The organism is Acinetobacter portensis (assembly GCF_010646905.1).
Classification (GTDB): Bacteria; Pseudomonadota; Gammaproteobacteria; order Pseudomonadales; family Moraxellaceae; genus Acinetobacter; species Acinetobacter portensis.
Map to the genome: position 1 here is coordinate 2838775 of NZ_JAAARQ010000002.1, position 16696 is coordinate 2855470.

A 16696-nucleotide genomic window follows, 5' to 3' on the forward strand; every position below is an offset into this window, starting at 1 on the left:
TGCATAAATTGAGCCTTATAAAAAAAACCTAAATCACTTGATTTAGGTTTTTTATCTTAAAGTGCTTTTAAACTTCCCGCCACATGTGGTTTCTTATTTTTTGCATTTTGAATTAAGAAACTTGTTTCTTTTCCATCTTGTGCAGTTAAAAACTCAACTTTAGATGGCAAGTACATTGGTAATTTAAACTGAACATCTGCTTCATAAGCATCTGGCAAACTTAAATTAGACAAAGCTTTTGCTTTACTCCACATACCATGGGCAATTGCTTGCTTAAAACCAAAGGCTTTTGCAGTAATTGCATGAATATGAATTAAATTAAAATCGCCCGACGTTAAAGCATAACGACGACCTGTATTTTCAGATATATCCCATTCGCTTACTACTTGATACTCAGGCTTTTTCGCTTCAACTTCTTTAGTTGAAGTTCTTGTTGTGGTTTTCTGACGTGCTAAATATGTGGTTAAAGATTCAACCACAACATCATTATCTACTTTTGCTGTGGTAATAAAGTCAAATTGAACACCTTTATCATGTGGTTTTAACTCACCAAATTTACATGACAAAGAAAGTTGTTCATTCACTCCTACTTTACGGAATTGTTTCACTTGATTACGAATATGCACCAAACCTAAAATAGCAAAGGGAAACGCTTCTTGCGTCATCATATGCATTTGTAAGCTTTGCGATAAAACAGCCAAGTAAATTGCAGGAATATAACCGTTATTTTTAAAGCCTGTCACTTCATTATAAGCTTTAAGATGTTTTGCATCGACTTTAAATGAATCCACCACATATTCAACTTGCGGTAGTACTTTTTCACCTTTTGGCTTTTTAAAAATTAAGCCTTGGATGACTTTTGGATAAGCCAAATAAGGCTTCGGAAGTTGATTAAAATGGCGTGTATTCATAATGAGCCTTTGAAATTCTATTATTACATATTATAAAAAAGCCCCTTCTCCCTCTAGGAGAAGGCTGGGATGAGGGTCATCATAAATCAGTTACCTCTCCCTAGCCCTCTCCTTAAAAGAGAGGGAACTTTCACATGATTCTATCAAGCCCCTAATAAGCTTTGACCACATACACGTACAACATTACCATTTAAGCCTGAAGATGCAGTAGATGCGAACATCGCAATAGTTTCAGCTACGTCTACAGGTAAACCGCCTTGGCTCATTGAGTTCATACGACGACCTGCTTCACGAATCGCAAAAGGAATTGCAGCAGTCATTTGAGTTTCAATAAAACCAGGTGCAACAGCATTAATGGTTACGCCATTTTTCAAAATTGGCGCAGTAAATTTCACAACACCAATCACACCTGCTTTAGATGCCGCATAGTTGGTTTGACCCAAATTACCTGCAATACCTGAAATTGAAGATACGCAAACAATACGACCATTGGCATTAATACCATCGTTTGACAATAAGTAATCGTTAACACGCTCAATTGCAGACAAGTTAATGTTAATTACTAAATCCCAAAGCTCAGGCTTCATATTCGCCAAAGTTTTATCACGTGTAATACCTGCATTATGCACAATAATGTCTAAACCACCTTGTGCAGCTGCAGCCGCTTTAATTTTTTCGCCTGCATCAGCAGCGGTAATATCAATGGCTAATGTAGAACCACCAATTTCACCTGCAACACGGTCTAAATCTGCTTGTTGTTGTGGTACATCTAAGCAAATAACATGTGCACCATCACGTGAAAGTACATGTGCAATTGCTTCACCAATACCACGACTTGCACCTGTTACAACCGCCGTTTTACCTGCAAGTGGTTTTGCCCAATCTACATCTACAGCTTTGGCTTTAGACACACGAATGACTTGACCTGAAACATAAGCAGAACGTGGTGAAATCGTAAAACGTAACGCAGACTCTAAATTATCTTTTGCAGTTGGATCGACATAGACCAAGTTTGCTGCAATGCCTTTTTTAAACTCTTTAGCAACAGACTTTACAAAACCTTCAAGCGCACGTTGAGCAATTGCTTGTTTTACAGTTTTTGCAGATTCAGGGTTAATACCCACAATCACAACACGACCAGAAGCTTGAACTTGACGTGAAATTGGGTTGAAAAATGCATATAACTCATGAAGTTGTTCTGAATTTTCGATACCTGAAGCATCAAAAATAACGACTTTAAATTTAGACTCTTTATCGCCTTCATTAAATGCACTTAGATTTAAACCAACTTTAGCCGCAGCTTGTTGCAATTCTGCATTATTACCAGCATAAGCATTTGCATGAACATTTGCCAATACTTGAGCAATCGAACCTGACAAACTACTTGAAGATGCCGCACCCAATAAAACTGCACCCTGAACCACAGGAGTAACCGATACAAAACGATCTAAAGAAGTTGGCGATGGTAAACCTAGGTTTTTAATGACAAGTTTACCAATGGTAGATTTTGCGAATGCTTGATATTGGTCACTCATGTTTATTATCTCTCATGCAAATTAATTTTTGATGGATCTGAACGTCATCCTTTAACGTCAATATGATGTCAAATACTTATATTTCAACAGATCCATCAGTTTCTCTTGAATAATACTTGAGTTAAAGTCTAGATGTCTTGACCTGAATGCATACCCCCGCGTCATTTTAGTCAATTGAGCTTTTTCTCTATTATGATAATGTACACTATAAATTGATGATCAATATGCTTGGAAAAGCCTTATGAGCAAGACAACTCAAGATAATCCAGCAGTCGAAAATATTGCAGCAAAGCCTGTGTCAAATACATCAAAAAGTACAACTCGCGCTAAAAGTACTGGCACAACTGCTAAAGCAGCAAACACAACGACTAAAACAACAACGACACGTACTACTTCTACACGTAGAGCAAGTACTAATGCTTCTACAAAAGCAACATCAACAAAAACAGTTAAACCAAAAACCCAACCTAAAGTTCAACAAGGTCAATCCATGAGTCAAAACACAGTTCGTCGCGTTGCTATTATTGGCGGCAATCGTATTCCTTTCGCTCGTTCAAACGGTGCATATTTCTCAGCGTCAAACTCAGACATGTTTACTGCTGCGTTAAATGGTCTGATCGAACGCTTTAATCTTCAAGGTCAACGATTAGGTGAAGTGGTTGCGGGTGCTGTTCTTAAGCATAGCCGTGACTTTAACATGACGCGTGAATGTGTTTTAAATACAACACTTGCACCAGAAACACCTGCTTTCGATTTACAACAAGCGTGTGGTACAGGTTTACAAGCTGCCTTTTTAGTTGCAAATAAAATTGCGCTTGGTCAAATTGAAGTGGGTATTGCAGGTGGTGTAGATACAACATCAGATGCCCCTATTGCTTTAGGTGATGGCTTACGTAAAGCATTACTTGAACTTAACATTGCAAAAACTGCAAAAGATCGTTTTAAAGCGTTAGCAAAAATCAATGTTAAAGATTTGATGGATGCACCTAAAAATGGTGAGCCACGCACAGGTCTTTCAATGGGCGATCATCAGGCATTGACTGCGCTTGAATGGGGTATTTCACGTGAAGCACAAGATGAACTTGCTGCATCTTCACATCAAAAAATGGCTGCTGCTTATGAAGAAGGCTTTTTTGATGATTTGATCACGCCATTCTTAGGTTTAGAACGTGACAATAACTTACGTGCAGATTCTACTGTAGAAAAACTTGCAAAACTTCGCCCTGCTTTTGGTAAAGGCGATGCACGCACAATGACTGCGGGTAACTCTACTCCACTTACAGATGGCGCATCTTGCGTACTTTTAGCATCTGAAGAATGGGCTAAAGCAAATGGTCATGAAGTTCTAGCTTACTTAACATTTACTGAAACTGCTGCGGTAGATTTTGTAAATAAAAAAGAAGGCTTATTGATGGCACCTGCTTATGCAGTTCCACGTATGCTTGATCGTGCTGGTCTAAAGCTTCAAGACTTCGATTATTACGAAATTCACGAAGCATTTGCATCTCAAGTACTTTCTACATTAAAAGCGTGGGAAGATCCTAAATTCTGTAAAGAGCGTTTAGGTTTAGATGCACCACTCGGTTCAATTGATCGTACTAAATTGAATGTAAAAGGTTCTTCACTTGCGGCAGGTCATCCATTTGCTGCAACAGGTGGTCGTATTATCGCAACTGCTGCAAAACTGATTAACCAAAAAGGTTCAGGTCGTGTTTTAGTTTCGATTTGTGCTGCTGGTGGTCAGGGTGTTACCGCAATTATTGAAAAATAATTGAACACTTAAAATAAAAAAGCACCTTTTTGAGGTGCTTTTTTATATGAATTTTTAAGTTCTATTTACTTTAAGTCAGTATGGTCACAACTTTTAATAAAATGACGCCACCCAAAGATAAAACAGCATTATTTACAAAATGAATAAGTAACACATGCCAAATATTTCGCGTCCAAATATAAATAAGGTTTAAGAATAATCCCGCAACCATAAAGCTTGTGGTCGCAACAATATCACCACCAAAATTATTATAATGAATCAACCCAAATAAAATTGAGTTTAAAAGTACAACCACAATTCTAAAAAATGTATTTGGAATAAATAATTTATGAAGCAAAGTATATCTAAATACAATGTCTTCAATTAGTGCCATGAATAGTGGCCCTAAAGAAATAAACAACAGTGTTAAAAATGCAAGAGATTGTGGATCTACATCACTTTCGGCACTTTCACCTATAGATGAAACAGGTAAAATTGATCTAGTTAAACTAATCACGACTTGTAATAAGACAGCACCAACAATGACTAATCCCCAAGATTTCCATTTTGCCTTATTAAAATATAACCAATGATCGACCAACATGTTTTTATAAATAAAACATAAAATTAAAAATAAAATCCCTCTAAAAAAACTATCAGCGATAGCAATATTTATTTGATCTGTAAAAATTAATCCTGCTAACCATGCATTTATAAAAATTAAAGGTACAAGTAATAATGCAAAAGTATCCCTATACTGCCATCTAATTTTATTCGGAAAATTTTCCGCGCGTACTTTTTGAGAAAATATCATTTTAAAAAATCTTCATTATTCAATTAATTTTATGACTATATTTTGAATACAAAATATAAAATTTATATGACCAAAATGTAAAAAAAAAGCACCGAAAGGTGCTTTTTTTAAACTTGTAAGTGTTTAGGTTTTGCCCCTAAACGTTCTTCAATAATATCGTAAAACCATTGGAATATAAAGGTATAAACCAAAATACAAGTGGTCAAACTAAAATCGAGCAAAATAGCTTGCCATATTGTCATATTCATTGCATAGGCAACCATTGGAATAGTGGCGAGCATTAAACCACCTTCAAAACCAATCGCATGCAGAATACGAACTCCAACTGTTCTTTTTAACTTCCGCTTGGCTTCAAATTTTTCAAAAAAATGATTGAAAATCATGTTCCAAATCACAGAAGTTACCGCCATTGCAATACCCAAGGAACCTGTAACTTCTAATGGCATACGGAAAATAAAACTCAAAGCTATAGCAATGATCACCAATAGGATTATTTCATAGCTTAATGCATGAATAATCCTTCTTTTGGAAATCAACATTTTAATTCTCTCTAACATTCTTTATTTAAGATGAGTGAATTATATTTCCACTTTATTGATCAATCGAGTTAGAATCTATCAAATATTTTGAAAGATAAACAACAATCAAATTATGAACATCAATCAAGATCAACTGCTTATTTTTAAAACTGTCATAGAAACAGGTTCATTTTCCGCAGCGGCAAGAAAGCTAGGAAAAGTTCCATCGGCAGTAAGCATGTCGATTGCCAATTTAGAAATAGATTTGAATTTACAACTCTTTCAAAGAGTTGGGCGCGAACCTGTTCCTACCGAAGAAGCCTTGGTTCTATATGAAAAAACAGACCAGCTTTTAGTTGAGATGAAACAATGGAAACAGCACGCTTTTGCACTGAGTAATGGACTTGAGTCTTCACTTAATATTGTGGTTGTTTCTGAGCTTCTACATACCAACTGGACAGACTATATTTCTTTACTTGAATCAGAATTCCCACAATTACAAATTAATATATTCACGGCTCCACAAGAAGATGCCACAAAAATGTTAATCAATGGTAATGCACAATTGGCTTTAATGTTTGAACGCGAACAATTAGAAGGTCATGAGCAATTTGTGGAATTAAAACGTGAAGTTTTAGTTCCTGTTTCATCCAAAAACTTTGAACTTGCCAAATTTGATCATGTGAGTTTCGAACAAATACTACAAAGCAGACAAATTGTGGTTGCCAGCCGAGACAGAACCATTAAGCCTGAATTGTTATATTCAAAATCTTATTGGCGTACAGACAACCATCATTCCGCATGTTCTATTATCTTACAAAATTTAGCTTGGGGTGTTTTACCACTTGAAATGTTTAATGAAAACCCTGAGCTTAAGCGTAAATTGAAAATTTTAAACTTTTCCGATTTCACACCTAAATTTGAGTATTTTGTCGATTTAGTGTGGAGTAGAGAAAATCAATTGGGCGCAGCTGCTCGTTTTTTGATTAATCACATTAGAAATGATAGAAAAAACACGAATTAATTCATCTAAATTATGGAATATACTTTGCCATAATAAAGTTTGTGTTATAAATAAATGATGGGTAAACAACTTTAAAGAATATGTAGAAATGACACTTACAGCCTTAAACCAATTAAAAAATTTAACCACCATTGTTGCAGACAGTAGCGATTTATCGGCAATTGAAAAATTCCGTCCTTTGGATGCAACAACCAATCCATCATTAATTACCGCTGCTGCAAATCAATCTGAAAACTTGGAACTGATTGAAAGCGCATTTGCCCAAGCCAAAAATGAAAATTATGAAGGTGATTTCTTAATTGAACGTACAATCGATATTTTAACGGTAAAATTTGGCGTAGAAATTCTAAAGCTTATTGAAGGTCGTGTATCTACCGAAGTCGATGCTGCCCTATCTTATGACACAAAAGCGACGATTGCCAAAGCGAAAGACCTTTTGGCTTTATATAAAAAATACGGCGTAAATCAAGATCGAATTTTAATTAAAATTGCATCGACATGGGAAGGTATTCAAGCAGCGAGAGCCTTAGAAGCCGAAGGGATTCATTGTAATTTGACACTTTTATTTGGTTTACACCAAGCGCAAGCATGTGCAGATGCCAAAGTCACGCTAATCTCCCCATTTGTTGGTCGTATTCTAGATTGGTACAAGAAAGCTGAAAATGTAGATACTTACCCAATTGATAAAGATCCTGGTGTATTGTCTGTAAAACAGATTTATCACTTCTACAAACAACACAATATTAAAACTGAAATTATGGGTGCAAGCTTCCGTAGTATCGATCAAGTTTTAGGACTTGCAGGATGTGATTTACTCACAGTTGCGCCAAATTTACTTGCTGAACTTGAAAAAGATACACGTGTTGTAGAAGCTCAATTAACAGCAAATCATGCACACGCACATTGCGAGCATGACCTTGTTGTTTTAAATAAAGAAAGCTTTAAACATGCCTTAGAAAATGATTTGATGTCATCGCAATTATTGCAAGGCGGTATTGATGGCTTTATTAAAGCGCGTGAACAACTTAGTACTTTGTTGCGCCAATCTTTTGGTGTTGATGCTGAAATACTAGCTTAATCACCTTTTTAAAACATTTTTTAAAGCCGATGTTGCTATAATCGCATCGGCTTTTTATTTGAGTACGGTTTCGTGTTTGGTATCACAGATTTAACAACCTATATTATTGGTACAATTTTAATTGTGGTACTTCCTGGGCCAAACTCACTCTTTGTGATGTCTGTTGCCTCTAGATTTGGTATTAAAGCAGGTTATAAAGGTGCTTTTGGTGTTTATACAGGCGACCTCATTTTAATTATTTTAACGGCTTTAGGTGCGGCATCTTTATTACATGCTTTTCCTTGGTTATTTATTTTACTAAAAGTGGTTGGTGCAACCTATTTAAGTTATTTAGGGATAAAACTTTTAATTGCGTCATATCACACATGGAAAGCTGTACATCGTCCTGAAAAAATAGAAGAAAAACAATCATTAGAACAAGTCAAACCCTTTAGTACTGCGCTGACCATTAGCATTCTCAATCCTAAAGCGATTTTATTTTATTTATCATTCTTTGTGCAGTTTGTTGACCCTGCGTATTCATACCCTGCAATTACATTTACCGCACTTGCGATTATCTTACAAATTATTAGTATGAGTTATTTAACTATTTTAATTTTTTCAGGTGCAAAATTAGCATCTTATTTTTCAAATCGTTATAAACTTACGGCAATTTGCGTTGCAAGTGTTGGAATTTTATTCTGTGGATTTGGACTAAAACTAGCCACTTCAACCCTATAACATATACGCATTTTTAATAAAGATGAGCAAAACTATTCTTTGATCAATAGTATGAAAAGCGTATGATTAGAGCACATTTCAACCACTATAAATAAAGATTGCAAAGGACTCATGCAAAAGCTACTCGAAGATTTCTCCGTTCCTGCCGTATTTGCAGGTTTTATTACTTTCTTAGTCGGTATTAGCGTTTCATCTGTACTCGTCATTCAAGCAGCACAACTTTTGGGTGCTAGTTCTGAACAAATTACCTCTTGGTTTTGGGCTTTAGGACTTGGCATTGGGATCAGTGGTTTATTTCTTTCTTGGAAGTACAAATATCCTGTTGCGACCTCTTGGTCTACAGCAGGTTTAGCACTAATTATTGCCACAGGCAGCGGTTACACACTTAATCAAGCCATTGGTGCTTTTCTAATTTGTGGTCTCATTACCGCAGTTCTTGGCTTTTTTGGTGTATTTAAAAAAGCATTGGAATATATTCCGCAAAGTTTAACCAGTGCCATGCTTGCAGGCGTACTTCTTAAATTTGGGATTGGTATTTTCGCCACCATGCAAACAGAATGGGGATTTATTCTTTCATTACTTGCAGCTTACGTGATTTCAAAACGACTTTGGCCACGCTATAGCATTGTCATTACCGTTATTGCAGGCGTGATTTTATGCCCAATGTTTATGACATTCGCCACTCCACATATTCAATTGGCATTTGCAAAACCTGTTTGGATTAATCCTGAATTTTCCGTTTCTGCCTTTTTAGGATTGGCTTTACCCCTATTTGTCATAAACATGGCATCACAATATTTACCAGGTTTGGCAATGATTCGTAGTTATGGCTATCAACCTAATGTGAATCCATTAATTGGTGTGACAGGTCTTGCACAAACTGTACTTGCGCCTTTTGGCTGTTTTAGTGTAAATATTGCAGCAATTAGCGCTGCCATTAGTTTAGATGATCAAGCACATCCAGATGCAAAAAGACGTTATATTGCAGGCATGAGCTGTGGATTTTTCTATATTCTCATGGGGGTTTTTGCAGCCACTTTAACTAGTTTTTTAATGGCATTCCCGTTAGTGTTTATTACAGCACTTGCAGGTATTGCGCTATTCGGCACTATTGGACATAACATTGCAATCGCCTTTCACAATGTAGATGAACGTGAAGCAGCGTTGCTCACTTTCTTATTTAGCGCTTCAGGTGTTCAATTCTTTGGCATTGGTTCTGCATTTTGGGGATTATTGTTTGGTTTTGCTGTATCACTGATTTTCAAGTTTAAAGCGAAAAAATCTTAAATCAAAATATCAGTATAAAAAAAAGCAAATCTAGGTTTGCTTTTTAATTACTTAAGATTGCTTAGGCTATTTTGGATAAGTACGCTGAATGAGTTCAGCTTTCAGTTTCACTGCCTCTTCTGGCTTTTCCACATCTGTAAATGTTGTCAACCAAAGTCCATCTGCTGCATAGCGTAAAATTGATAAGTCTAAATCGCCATCTGTATGATGATGTCTTTGCACTCTTGAATCCAACCAATCAATCCAATGTTCATTAAAGGTATGATCTGTGAGCATGGTCATAGATATTGCATCCCACAAACTTCCCATGCCTTCAACTTCTTTACTTAACGTGATGGAAATATATGCACGAGTAAATTGTCCATATTGCACAGGATCACTCTTAATATGCACATCAAAAACATCATCAAGCTTTTGGAATAACACAACAAGCATCGCATCGAGCAGTTTTTGCTTATTTGGAAAGTGATGAAAAACCCCACCTTTGGTGATTCCAACCAAATCTGCAATACCTTGAATTGAAACGCCCATTACACCTTTTTGAGATGCAAGCTCAATTGCCGTATCTAAAATTTTCTTACGAACAACTTCAGGTTCTTTTTTACGTTGATGTGGATTTTCCATTCATTTACCTATTAATGCCCTGCCGATGTTGAAAACATATTAATAACCACAACACCTGAAACAATTAAACCAATACCGATAAGAGCAGCAAAATCTAAACTTTGTTTAAAAATAAAGTAGCCTACAACTGCGGTAAGAATAATACCAACACCTGCCCAAATTGCATAAGCAATACCTAATGGAATCACTTTAATCACTTGAGATAGCAAATAAAAAGCAATACTAAATAGAACAATAACAGCTAAAGATGGCCAAAGCTTAGTAAAACCTTCTGACTTAACTAGAAATGTCGAACCCGTAACCTCAGTCACAATTGCTAAAGCCAGCAAGCCATAAGCAAACATTACAGGACTCATATAAAACCTCAATATAAAAGATACCAACCGAACGGTATGTTATGCATTTGCAAAAAAATATGCAAGCTTAGAATGTAATTTTTAATGTGAAGTTTGTTCCAAAAAATCTATGGTTTTAACAAATGTTTCTTGGCTTGCTTTTTTACTCATCATGAACTGATATTCATGTACAAGCAGTTCCTTGGAGTCTGGATAAAAAACTTCGGTAACCTGAATATTCTTATCTTTTAAAGCCTGAATAAATGGTACAGACTGACTTTCAGTTAAAAAGTCTTTATTGCCACCACTAATAAATACAGGTGGATAATTTGCGGTTAAATGTTGATTTGGCGAAATACTTGCTAAAAATTGAGCATCATCCTTTTTACCACCCGTATATGCTTGAACTAAATTATTAATGCCCCATTCAAGTAATTTAATTTCATCTGAACCTTTATTTACGAAGCTTTCCAAATCATAAATACCACAATGAAGAATCAAACCCTTTAACTGATATATTGAAATTTTTGGATGTAACGATGATGCATCTGCAAAATTTGGATTCGCCATAAGTGCTGCATAATGACTTACCATATTTGCGCCTGCAGAATCACCTGCTAAGTAAATTTGATTTGCATCAATTTGATATTTACTCGCATTTTTCGTAATAAAATCTAGAGCATTATCTATTTGTTGCAATTGTTGAGGATAGATTTCTGTTGGTGCAAATTGATATTCAACCGAAATCACGTTATAACCTTGCTCCGCTAAACGTTTAAAATAGCCTCGTGCATGTTCTTTTGAACCTGAAATCCAACCACCACCGTGAATCCAAACAACGACTGGTCGTTTACTCAATTGCTTAATATTTTCAGGCTGATACAAATCAAAATGTAAATTTGGGCTTGTCATATATTCAATATTAGGAGTGACAATAATATTTTCAGGGGCATGCCGATCTATAAGCTTCTTTTGAATATTGGTTGATGCATTGAATGCACCCGCAATAATCTTGCTATTATTTTGCGTACTTTGACAGCCACTTATTGCTAAAGATAAAACCAAACTCATGACAGCAAATTTTAATTGCACCGCTACACCCTTAATTCATATATATAAATTTCTTTGAGTGTAATTTATATTCAAATTTTCACCTATATAAATATGTAAATTTTCCTTCTTTTTCAGAACCATAATCCCGACTATTTCCATATAATTATTCTGTCAAGCAGTTAACAATAATTCCTTAAAATTCAATGCATTTTCAACTATATCTCCATAACATTTGAACCCAATCTAGCAATGTGTTATCAATGAATTAATAAGGTAAATAACGATAACTTTCAGGAGCATTTTTATGTCATACAATCATATTTTAGTTCCCGTAGATGGTTCACAAATTTCTTTTTCAGCCGTTAAAAAAGCTGCTCAAATTGCGAAGGCATTCAATGGCAAACTGAGTTTAATTAGTCTTGTTGCGGAAGACCCCTTTACAGATGCAGACTTCTATTATTCTTCAGCGGTTATGAGAGATTATTTTGTACAAGCTTACCAAAATGCGGAAGCAGCACTCAAAGAAGCAAGTGAGTTTGCAACTGCTGAAGGTGTTGAAGCTGAATTAAAAATCATTAAAGGACAAGTGAGTGCTGAAGGTGTTTCAAATGCAGCGAAAGATGAAAATGTAGATCTCATTGTCATGGGATCACATGGCCGTAAAGGTTTTAAGAAGTTAATGTTAGGTAGTTTTGCTCAAGATGTTTTAAATAAAACTGAGCTTCCTGTTCTTATTGTAAAAAATTAGAACAAACCATTAAGCCCAATTAATCTTGGGCTTAATTTCAAAACATCAAAAAACTACAAGAATTTTTACGTGAAAAATTATCCAAATTTAAATTTTTATTGATTAGAAATTAAGGAAATAATGATGACAACTTATAAGCATATTTTAGTCCCTGTCGACGAGTCTCCTATTTCTTATGCTGCTGTTGAGCAAGCGCTATCCTTAGCAAAAGAATTGAATAGTGAAGTTACTGTCATGAGTGTAATTGCAATTGACCCTTTGGTTGGCATCGACTTTTATAAAATTGCACCTGCAATTACGGACTACTTCATGCAAGCTGAAAAAAATGCTCAGCTACGTTTAACAGATATTGAACGTCTTTTTATTCGGGATGGAATTTCTGTCAATACTAAAGTCATTCGTGGCGTTTCAGCCTCTGAAGGTATTATTGGCATAGCGGATGAAGTGAGCGCAGACTTAATTATTATGGGATCTCACGGACATACAGGTTTTAAGAAAATGGTTTTGGGCAGCGTTGCACAAAATGTACTAACCCAATCGCCTATTCCTGTACTCATTATTAAAGTTTAAGTGAAAAATAAATATCTTAAAACACAAAAAAGCCCGTCTAAACGGGCTTTTTATAGATTAACGAACTATACGCGATGTGGTAGATAGTACATTTGGTTTAAAGCTGTATAAAAACTACGACGGTCTTGATTTAATTCAATTTCACGACCAGATTCTAATAAAATATTTAATCCAACATTTACCCAAATAAAACCTTCGCGCGTATTTTGCATTTTTTTTGAAGGTACTAGGGATACTACAATTTCACTACCATTAATTGCTTTCGCAACCAATTGATTACTATTACTCAATATTTACACCAATTTAATTTAGATTTACGCGTTCACTTTGGAACATTTATAACAGAAGAATTAGACATCTAGAAATATCGCTAAAACGATAAATGAGAGGAGAAATAGAATGTTTTTATTGTCTGTGTAGGTATTATAACACAACTTTATTGATTTATCCAATTAAAAAACTCTTTACTACCGAAATAGTAAAGAGTTCAAATTTAAACGGCTTTTAATTTAAACATTTAGCATGCTATTTAAAGTTTCAGATACGTTTTTAGATTTAACTAACGGCTTCAATGCTTCAAGTTCAGCTTTCACTTGTGAACGTTGTGGTTCAGCAAGCGTATACCAACGCGATAAAGCTTGAAGTAAACGAGAACCCACAATTGGGTTTTTCTCATCTAAGTACTTCGCTAAATTAATAAAATGCTGAACACCAAAGCTCCAAGTGTTCACAGGATTAGCGTTTAAGCCACCTGTTACAGAACGAATTCTGTTTGGTGTTCCTAAATCGTAATCAGGATGTGAAGTTAAATACTCAATAGTTTCCGCATTTGCTTTAGGATGTGCCGCTTGCACCATAAACCATTGGTCCATAGATAAAGCTTCATCTTTAAAACGTAAGTAGAAATCGATTAATGCTGCTTCCGCTTGAGGTGCATCGTTCCAAACCAACACACGCAAAGCACCTAAACGCTCAGACATATTTTTAGTCGATTTATATTGCGCATCTGCAAGCTCAAATGCAGACTCATCGCCCTGACGAGCAATCATGGCTAAAAGAATATTTTTAAGCGCACGAACACCCATTGCTTGAGAAAACTCACTTTGTGAATCTGGATCTAATGCTAAATATGCATCTTTGCTAAAGTCAGCAAAAGCTTGCGCTAAAGTCACAAGTAAATCATTACGCTTCGTTTGAATATCGACAGGATTATAGTTTGCATCAATACGGCTACCCAAATAACCTTCTGTTGGCACATCAAACAAACGTGAAGCGAGCAAAGGATCTTTTTGCATAACTTCAGGCACTGTATTTTTCATTGCCTGAATATAAATATCAGATGCATGACCATTCAACAAAATACGCTCTAACAATGTTTGGGTTGCTTGCCATTGGTTAAAACCATTGGTTTCATATTGCAATAAGAACGCAAGATCTTCATCTGAATAGTTAAACTCAAGATTTACAGGCGCAGAGAAATTACGAAGTAATGACACTACTGGTTTTGTCATTACATTTTTAAATTCTATCGTCGCTTCATCTTGCTCAAACAAATACACACCATCTTTCACACCATTTTCAAATAGTGCTTCAGAATCAAGTACAAGCTGTTCACCCGTTTGCGCATCAAATAAAGCCAATGCGACAGGAATTGGAACTGCTTTTAAATTTGGATATTTTGCATGTGCTTTTAAGCTTTGTTTTAGGCTTAAACGATATGTCTGCGTAGTCGCATCATACTCACCTTTTGCTTCTAATTTTGGCGTACCTGGTTGGTTATACCAAGTTAAGAAGCTCGATAAATCGACACCCGAACCTGCTGTAAGTGCAGCAACCCAATCTTCAACAGTTACGGCTTGACCATCATGACGTTTGAAATATTCATCTGTACCTTTACGGAATTTTTCTTTGCCTAAAAGTGTTGCCATCATGCGGTTAATTTCCGCACCTTTTTCATAAACTGTTGCTGTATAGAAGTTATTAATTTCCACAAAGTGATCTGGACGTGGCGGATGCGACAATGGACCTGAATCTTCAGGGAACTGATGCCCTTTTAAAACAGCCACATCATCAATACGTTGTACCGCAGCAGATTGTAAATCTTCTGAGAACGACTGATCACGGAAAACTGTTAAGCCTTCTTTTAAGCACAATTGGAACCAATCACGACAAGTAATACGGTTACCTGTCCAGTTATGGAAATACTCATGCGCAATCACCGCTTGAACCTGCATAATTGCTGCATCAGTTGTGTATTCTTCATCAGCCAATACACATGAGGTATTAAAGATGTTTAAACCTTTATTTTCCATTGCACCCATGTTGAATGCGCTTGTTGCCACAATCATGTAGTTATCTAAATCGTATGGAAGACCGTAATGCTCTTCATCCCAACGCATAGAATGCTTCAAAGCTTCCATTGCGATATGGCATTTTGGAATATCTTTTTCTTCTGCATAAATTTCCAAGGCAACATCACGACCTTCAGATGTCACGTAACGATCTTTAAGTACCGCCAAATCACCAATAACGCAAGCAAATAAATAGGCAGGCTTTTTGGTTGGATCTTGCCAAATTGTATAATGACGACCTTCACCCGTTTCACCTGCTTCAATTAAGTTACCATTGGCAAGTAAGACAGGATATTTTTTATCGGCTTCTACACGTGTGGTAAATAATGAAAGAACATCCGGACGATCTGGATAGAAAGTAATTTTACGGAAACCTTCTGGTTCATTTTGGGTCACAAATAAATCTGAACCTGCCAAATACAATCCTTCAAGCATGGTATTTGTTTCAGGATGGATAATTACTTGAGTTTCAATAATGGCATCATTTGGTGCATTTTCAATCACAAGCTGTTCAGAATCGAGCTTATACTCACTACTCGTAAGTTGCTTACCGTTAAGTAGAATAGATTTTAATTCTAGATCACGACCTAAAAGTACTAAATCGCCTGCTGTTTGGCGTTGCATCACCAATTTTGTATTTACATTGGTATGATCTGCAAAAACTTGAATATCTAAATGAATAGAGTCGACCAGAAAAGATGGTTTTTGATAATCTTTTAAATAGACAGTCTGATCTGCCTGTACCATTGGGTTTGCCGCAATATTCATGTTGTATCCTACTGTTGTTTTAGCTCAGACTTTCTTGTCAAGATTTACGATCATACGTCAACTTCCAAGATCTGTCTTTGCAATTCATCTGCCTTTATATATGGGACTTTGACGCAATTTTTCAATATAAAACAATTGAATTTATTCGATTTATAATTCTAATTTCTAAAATTGAACAGCCCCTTGAAACAGATTAGATACAAATACACCTAAATCAAAAACCAATTATTTTAATAATTTTTAAAAATTGATCATTTTGTGCACGATTTTTGCTTATTTAAAATCAAGTGCAAATGCACATCATCTCAAACCTTTAAAACAAAAAATCTGGGGTATAAAATGTATATTAAAGATCATATCGTACGCATAGAAAATATTAAAACTCTGCATGCATTAGATGCAGTAAATATTAACCATAAAGTCATTGCGCTGTTTATGACCTGTGAAGGAATTCCGCTTAAAGAATTCGAGGTAAGTGCTATTTTAAATAGCTTTGATTCTTTGGGTAGCAAAAAAATTCCTTCAAAAAAAGTTCAAGCTTTACTTAAAGCCAAACAGCTCAGTGAAGATGATGATACCTTTCCATGTCCTGTGTAATTTAAGATGAATC

17 protein-coding genes are annotated in these 16696 nt (G+C 35.6%); 8 read left to right on the forward strand and 9 right to left on the reverse strand.

The window, feature by feature from the left end; genetic code table 11:
* Positions 1-56: 56 nt before the first annotated feature.
* Both GTK57_RS13350 and GTK57_RS13355 read right to left on the reverse strand, forming a co-directional pair.
* On the reverse strand, positions 57-911 hold the full coding sequence (locus tag GTK57_RS13350; protein WP_163124072.1) for a MaoC family dehydratase: 855 nt from the start codon (positions 909-911) through the stop codon (positions 57-59).
* Positions 912-1054: 143 nt separating this feature from the next.
* Positions 1055-2446, reverse strand: a complete 1392-nt coding sequence (locus tag GTK57_RS13355; protein WP_163124074.1) for a 3-oxoacyl-ACP reductase — start codon at positions 2444-2446, stop codon at positions 1055-1057.
* 241 nt (positions 2447-2687) lie between these two features.
* Here GTK57_RS13355 and GTK57_RS13360 point away from each other — a divergent pair, with 241 nt between their 5' ends.
* Positions 2688-4217, forward strand: a complete 1530-nt coding sequence (locus GTK57_RS13360) for an acetyl-CoA C-acetyltransferase (protein ID WP_163124077.1) — start codon at positions 2688-2690, stop codon at positions 4215-4217.
* A 70-nt stretch (positions 4218-4287) separates the two neighbouring features.
* On the opposite strand, the gene GTK57_RS13365 is transcribed toward GTK57_RS13360, so the two are convergent.
* Together GTK57_RS13365 and aceI are read right to left on the reverse strand one after the other, a co-directional pair.
* Complete coding sequence (locus tag GTK57_RS13365; protein ID WP_163124080.1) at positions 4288-5010, reverse strand: CPBP family intramembrane glutamic endopeptidase; 723 nt, start codon at positions 5008-5010, stop codon at positions 4288-4290.
* 107 nt (positions 5011-5117) lie between these two features.
* Positions 5118-5549: a chlorhexidine efflux PACE transporter AceI gene (gene aceI, locus GTK57_RS13370; RefSeq protein ID WP_163124083.1), complete on the reverse strand. Its 432-nt coding sequence runs from the start codon at positions 5547-5549 to the stop codon at positions 5118-5120.
* Positions 5550-5661: 112 nt separating this feature from the next.
* On the opposite strand from aceI, the gene aceR reads away from it, so the two are divergent.
* From aceR to GTK57_RS13390, 4 genes are all read left to right on the forward strand, one after another.
* The gene (gene aceR / locus GTK57_RS13375) at positions 5662-6552 is read left to right on the forward strand and encodes an HTH-type transcriptional regulator AceR (protein WP_152875634.1); all 891 of its coding nucleotides are present in this window, start codon (positions 5662-5664) and stop codon (positions 6550-6552) included.
* Positions 6553-6640: 88 nt separating this feature from the next.
* The gene (gene tal / locus GTK57_RS13380) at positions 6641-7630 is read left to right on the forward strand and encodes a transaldolase (protein ID WP_163124088.1); all 990 of its coding nucleotides are present in this window, start codon (positions 6641-6643) and stop codon (positions 7628-7630) included.
* A gap of 72 nt (positions 7631-7702) precedes the next feature.
* Positions 7703-8350, forward strand: a complete 648-nt coding sequence (leuE, locus tag GTK57_RS13385; RefSeq protein WP_163124091.1) for a leucine efflux protein LeuE — start codon at positions 7703-7705, stop codon at positions 8348-8350.
* A gap of 111 nt (positions 8351-8461) precedes the next feature.
* A complete protein-coding gene (locus GTK57_RS13390) occupies positions 8462-9637 on the forward strand; it encodes a benzoate/H(+) symporter BenE family transporter (protein ID WP_163124094.1) in 1176 nt (391 codons plus the stop codon).
* A gap of 66 nt (positions 9638-9703) precedes the next feature.
* Here GTK57_RS13390 and GTK57_RS13395 read toward each other — a convergent pair whose 3' ends face one another.
* The 3 genes from GTK57_RS13395 to GTK57_RS13405 all read right to left on the reverse strand — a co-directional run bounded on the left by GTK57_RS13395 (position 9704) and on the right by GTK57_RS13405 (position 11667).
* Positions 9704-10261: a TetR/AcrR family transcriptional regulator gene (locus GTK57_RS13395; RefSeq protein WP_152875639.1), complete on the reverse strand. Its 558-nt coding sequence runs from the start codon at positions 10259-10261 to the stop codon at positions 9704-9706.
* Between the two features lie 11 nt (positions 10262-10272).
* Complete coding sequence (locus tag GTK57_RS13400; protein ID WP_378226900.1) at positions 10273-10605, reverse strand: SMR family transporter; 333 nt, start codon at positions 10603-10605, stop codon at positions 10273-10275.
* A gap of 93 nt (positions 10606-10698) precedes the next feature.
* The gene (locus GTK57_RS13405) at positions 10699-11667 is read right to left on the reverse strand and encodes an alpha/beta hydrolase (RefSeq protein ID WP_163124781.1); all 969 of its coding nucleotides are present in this window, start codon (positions 11665-11667) and stop codon (positions 10699-10701) included.
* A 286-nt stretch (positions 11668-11953) separates the two neighbouring features.
* Between GTK57_RS13405 and GTK57_RS13410 the strand changes: the two genes are divergently transcribed.
* Together GTK57_RS13410 and GTK57_RS13415 are read left to right on the forward strand one after the other, a co-directional pair.
* Positions 11954-12397 carry a universal stress protein gene (locus GTK57_RS13410; protein ID WP_163124097.1) on the forward strand — a complete coding sequence of 148 codons (444 nt, stop codon included), beginning with the start codon at positions 11954-11956 and terminating at the stop codon, positions 12395-12397.
* Between the two features lie 123 nt (positions 12398-12520).
* Positions 12521-12967, forward strand: a complete 447-nt coding sequence (locus GTK57_RS13415) for a universal stress protein (RefSeq protein WP_152875644.1) — start codon at positions 12521-12523, stop codon at positions 12965-12967.
* Positions 12968-13032: 65 nt separating this feature from the next.
* On the opposite strand, the gene GTK57_RS13420 is transcribed toward GTK57_RS13415, so the two are convergent.
* Complete coding sequence (locus GTK57_RS13420; protein ID WP_152875646.1) at positions 13033-13257, reverse strand: hypothetical protein; 225 nt, start codon at positions 13255-13257, stop codon at positions 13033-13035.
* A 219-nt stretch (positions 13258-13476) separates the two neighbouring features.
* Complete coding sequence (gene pepN, locus GTK57_RS13425; RefSeq protein WP_163124100.1) at positions 13477-16086, reverse strand: aminopeptidase N; 2610 nt, start codon at positions 16084-16086, stop codon at positions 13477-13479.
* A 339-nt stretch (positions 16087-16425) separates the two neighbouring features.
* Here pepN and GTK57_RS13430 point away from each other — a divergent pair, with 339 nt between their 5' ends.
* Entirely contained in the window at positions 16426-16683 is a 258-nt protein-coding gene (locus tag GTK57_RS13430) for a hypothetical protein (protein WP_163124103.1), read from the forward strand.
* Positions 16684-16696: the final 13 nt, after the last annotated feature.

What these genes read in the sequence shown, in the direction of transcription:
- GTK57_RS13350 (WP_163124072.1), bottom strand. Translation starts at nt 911, where the DNA reads ATGAATACACGCCATTTTAATCAACTTCCGAAGCCTTATTTGGCTTAT.
- GTK57_RS13355 (WP_163124074.1), bottom strand. Translation starts at nt 2,446, where the DNA reads ATGAGTGACCAATATCAAGCATTCGCAAAATCTACCATTGGTAAACTT.
- GTK57_RS13360 (WP_163124077.1), top strand. Translation starts at nt 2,688, where the DNA reads ATGAGCAAGACAACTCAAGATAATCCAGCAGTCGAAAATATTGCAGCA.
- GTK57_RS13365 (WP_163124080.1), bottom strand. Translation starts at nt 5,010, where the DNA reads ATGATATTTTCTCAAAAAGTACGCGCGGAAAATTTTCCGAATAAAATT.
- aceI (WP_163124083.1), bottom strand. Translation starts at nt 5,549, where the DNA reads ATGTTGATTTCCAAAAGAAGGATTATTCATGCATTAAGCTATGAAATA.
- aceR (WP_152875634.1), top strand. Translation starts at nt 5,662, where the DNA reads ATGAACATCAATCAAGATCAACTGCTTATTTTTAAAACTGTCATAGAA.
- tal (WP_163124088.1), top strand. Translation starts at nt 6,641, where the DNA reads ATGACACTTACAGCCTTAAACCAATTAAAAAATTTAACCACCATTGTT.
- GTK57_RS13390 (WP_163124094.1), top strand. Translation starts at nt 8,462, where the DNA reads ATGCAAAAGCTACTCGAAGATTTCTCCGTTCCTGCCGTATTTGCAGGT.
- GTK57_RS13395 (WP_152875639.1), bottom strand. Translation starts at nt 10,261, where the DNA reads ATGGAAAATCCACATCAACGTAAAAAAGAACCTGAAGTTGTTCGTAAG.
- GTK57_RS13400 (WP_378226900.1), bottom strand. Translation starts at nt 10,605, where the DNA reads ATGTTTGCTTATGGCTTGCTGGCTTTAGCAATTGTGACTGAGGTTACG.
- GTK57_RS13405 (WP_163124781.1), bottom strand. Translation starts at nt 11,667, where the DNA reads ATGAGTTTGGTTTTATCTTTAGCAATAAGTGGCTGTCAAAGTACGCAA.
- GTK57_RS13410 (WP_163124097.1), top strand. Translation starts at nt 11,954, where the DNA reads ATGTCATACAATCATATTTTAGTTCCCGTAGATGGTTCACAAATTTCT.
- GTK57_RS13415 (WP_152875644.1), top strand. Translation starts at nt 12,521, where the DNA reads ATGACAACTTATAAGCATATTTTAGTCCCTGTCGACGAGTCTCCTATT.
- pepN (WP_163124100.1), bottom strand. Translation starts at nt 16,086, where the DNA reads ATGAATATTGCGGCAAACCCAATGGTACAGGCAGATCAGACTGTCTAT.
- GTK57_RS13430 (WP_163124103.1), top strand. Translation starts at nt 16,426, where the DNA reads ATGTATATTAAAGATCATATCGTACGCATAGAAAATATTAAAACTCTG.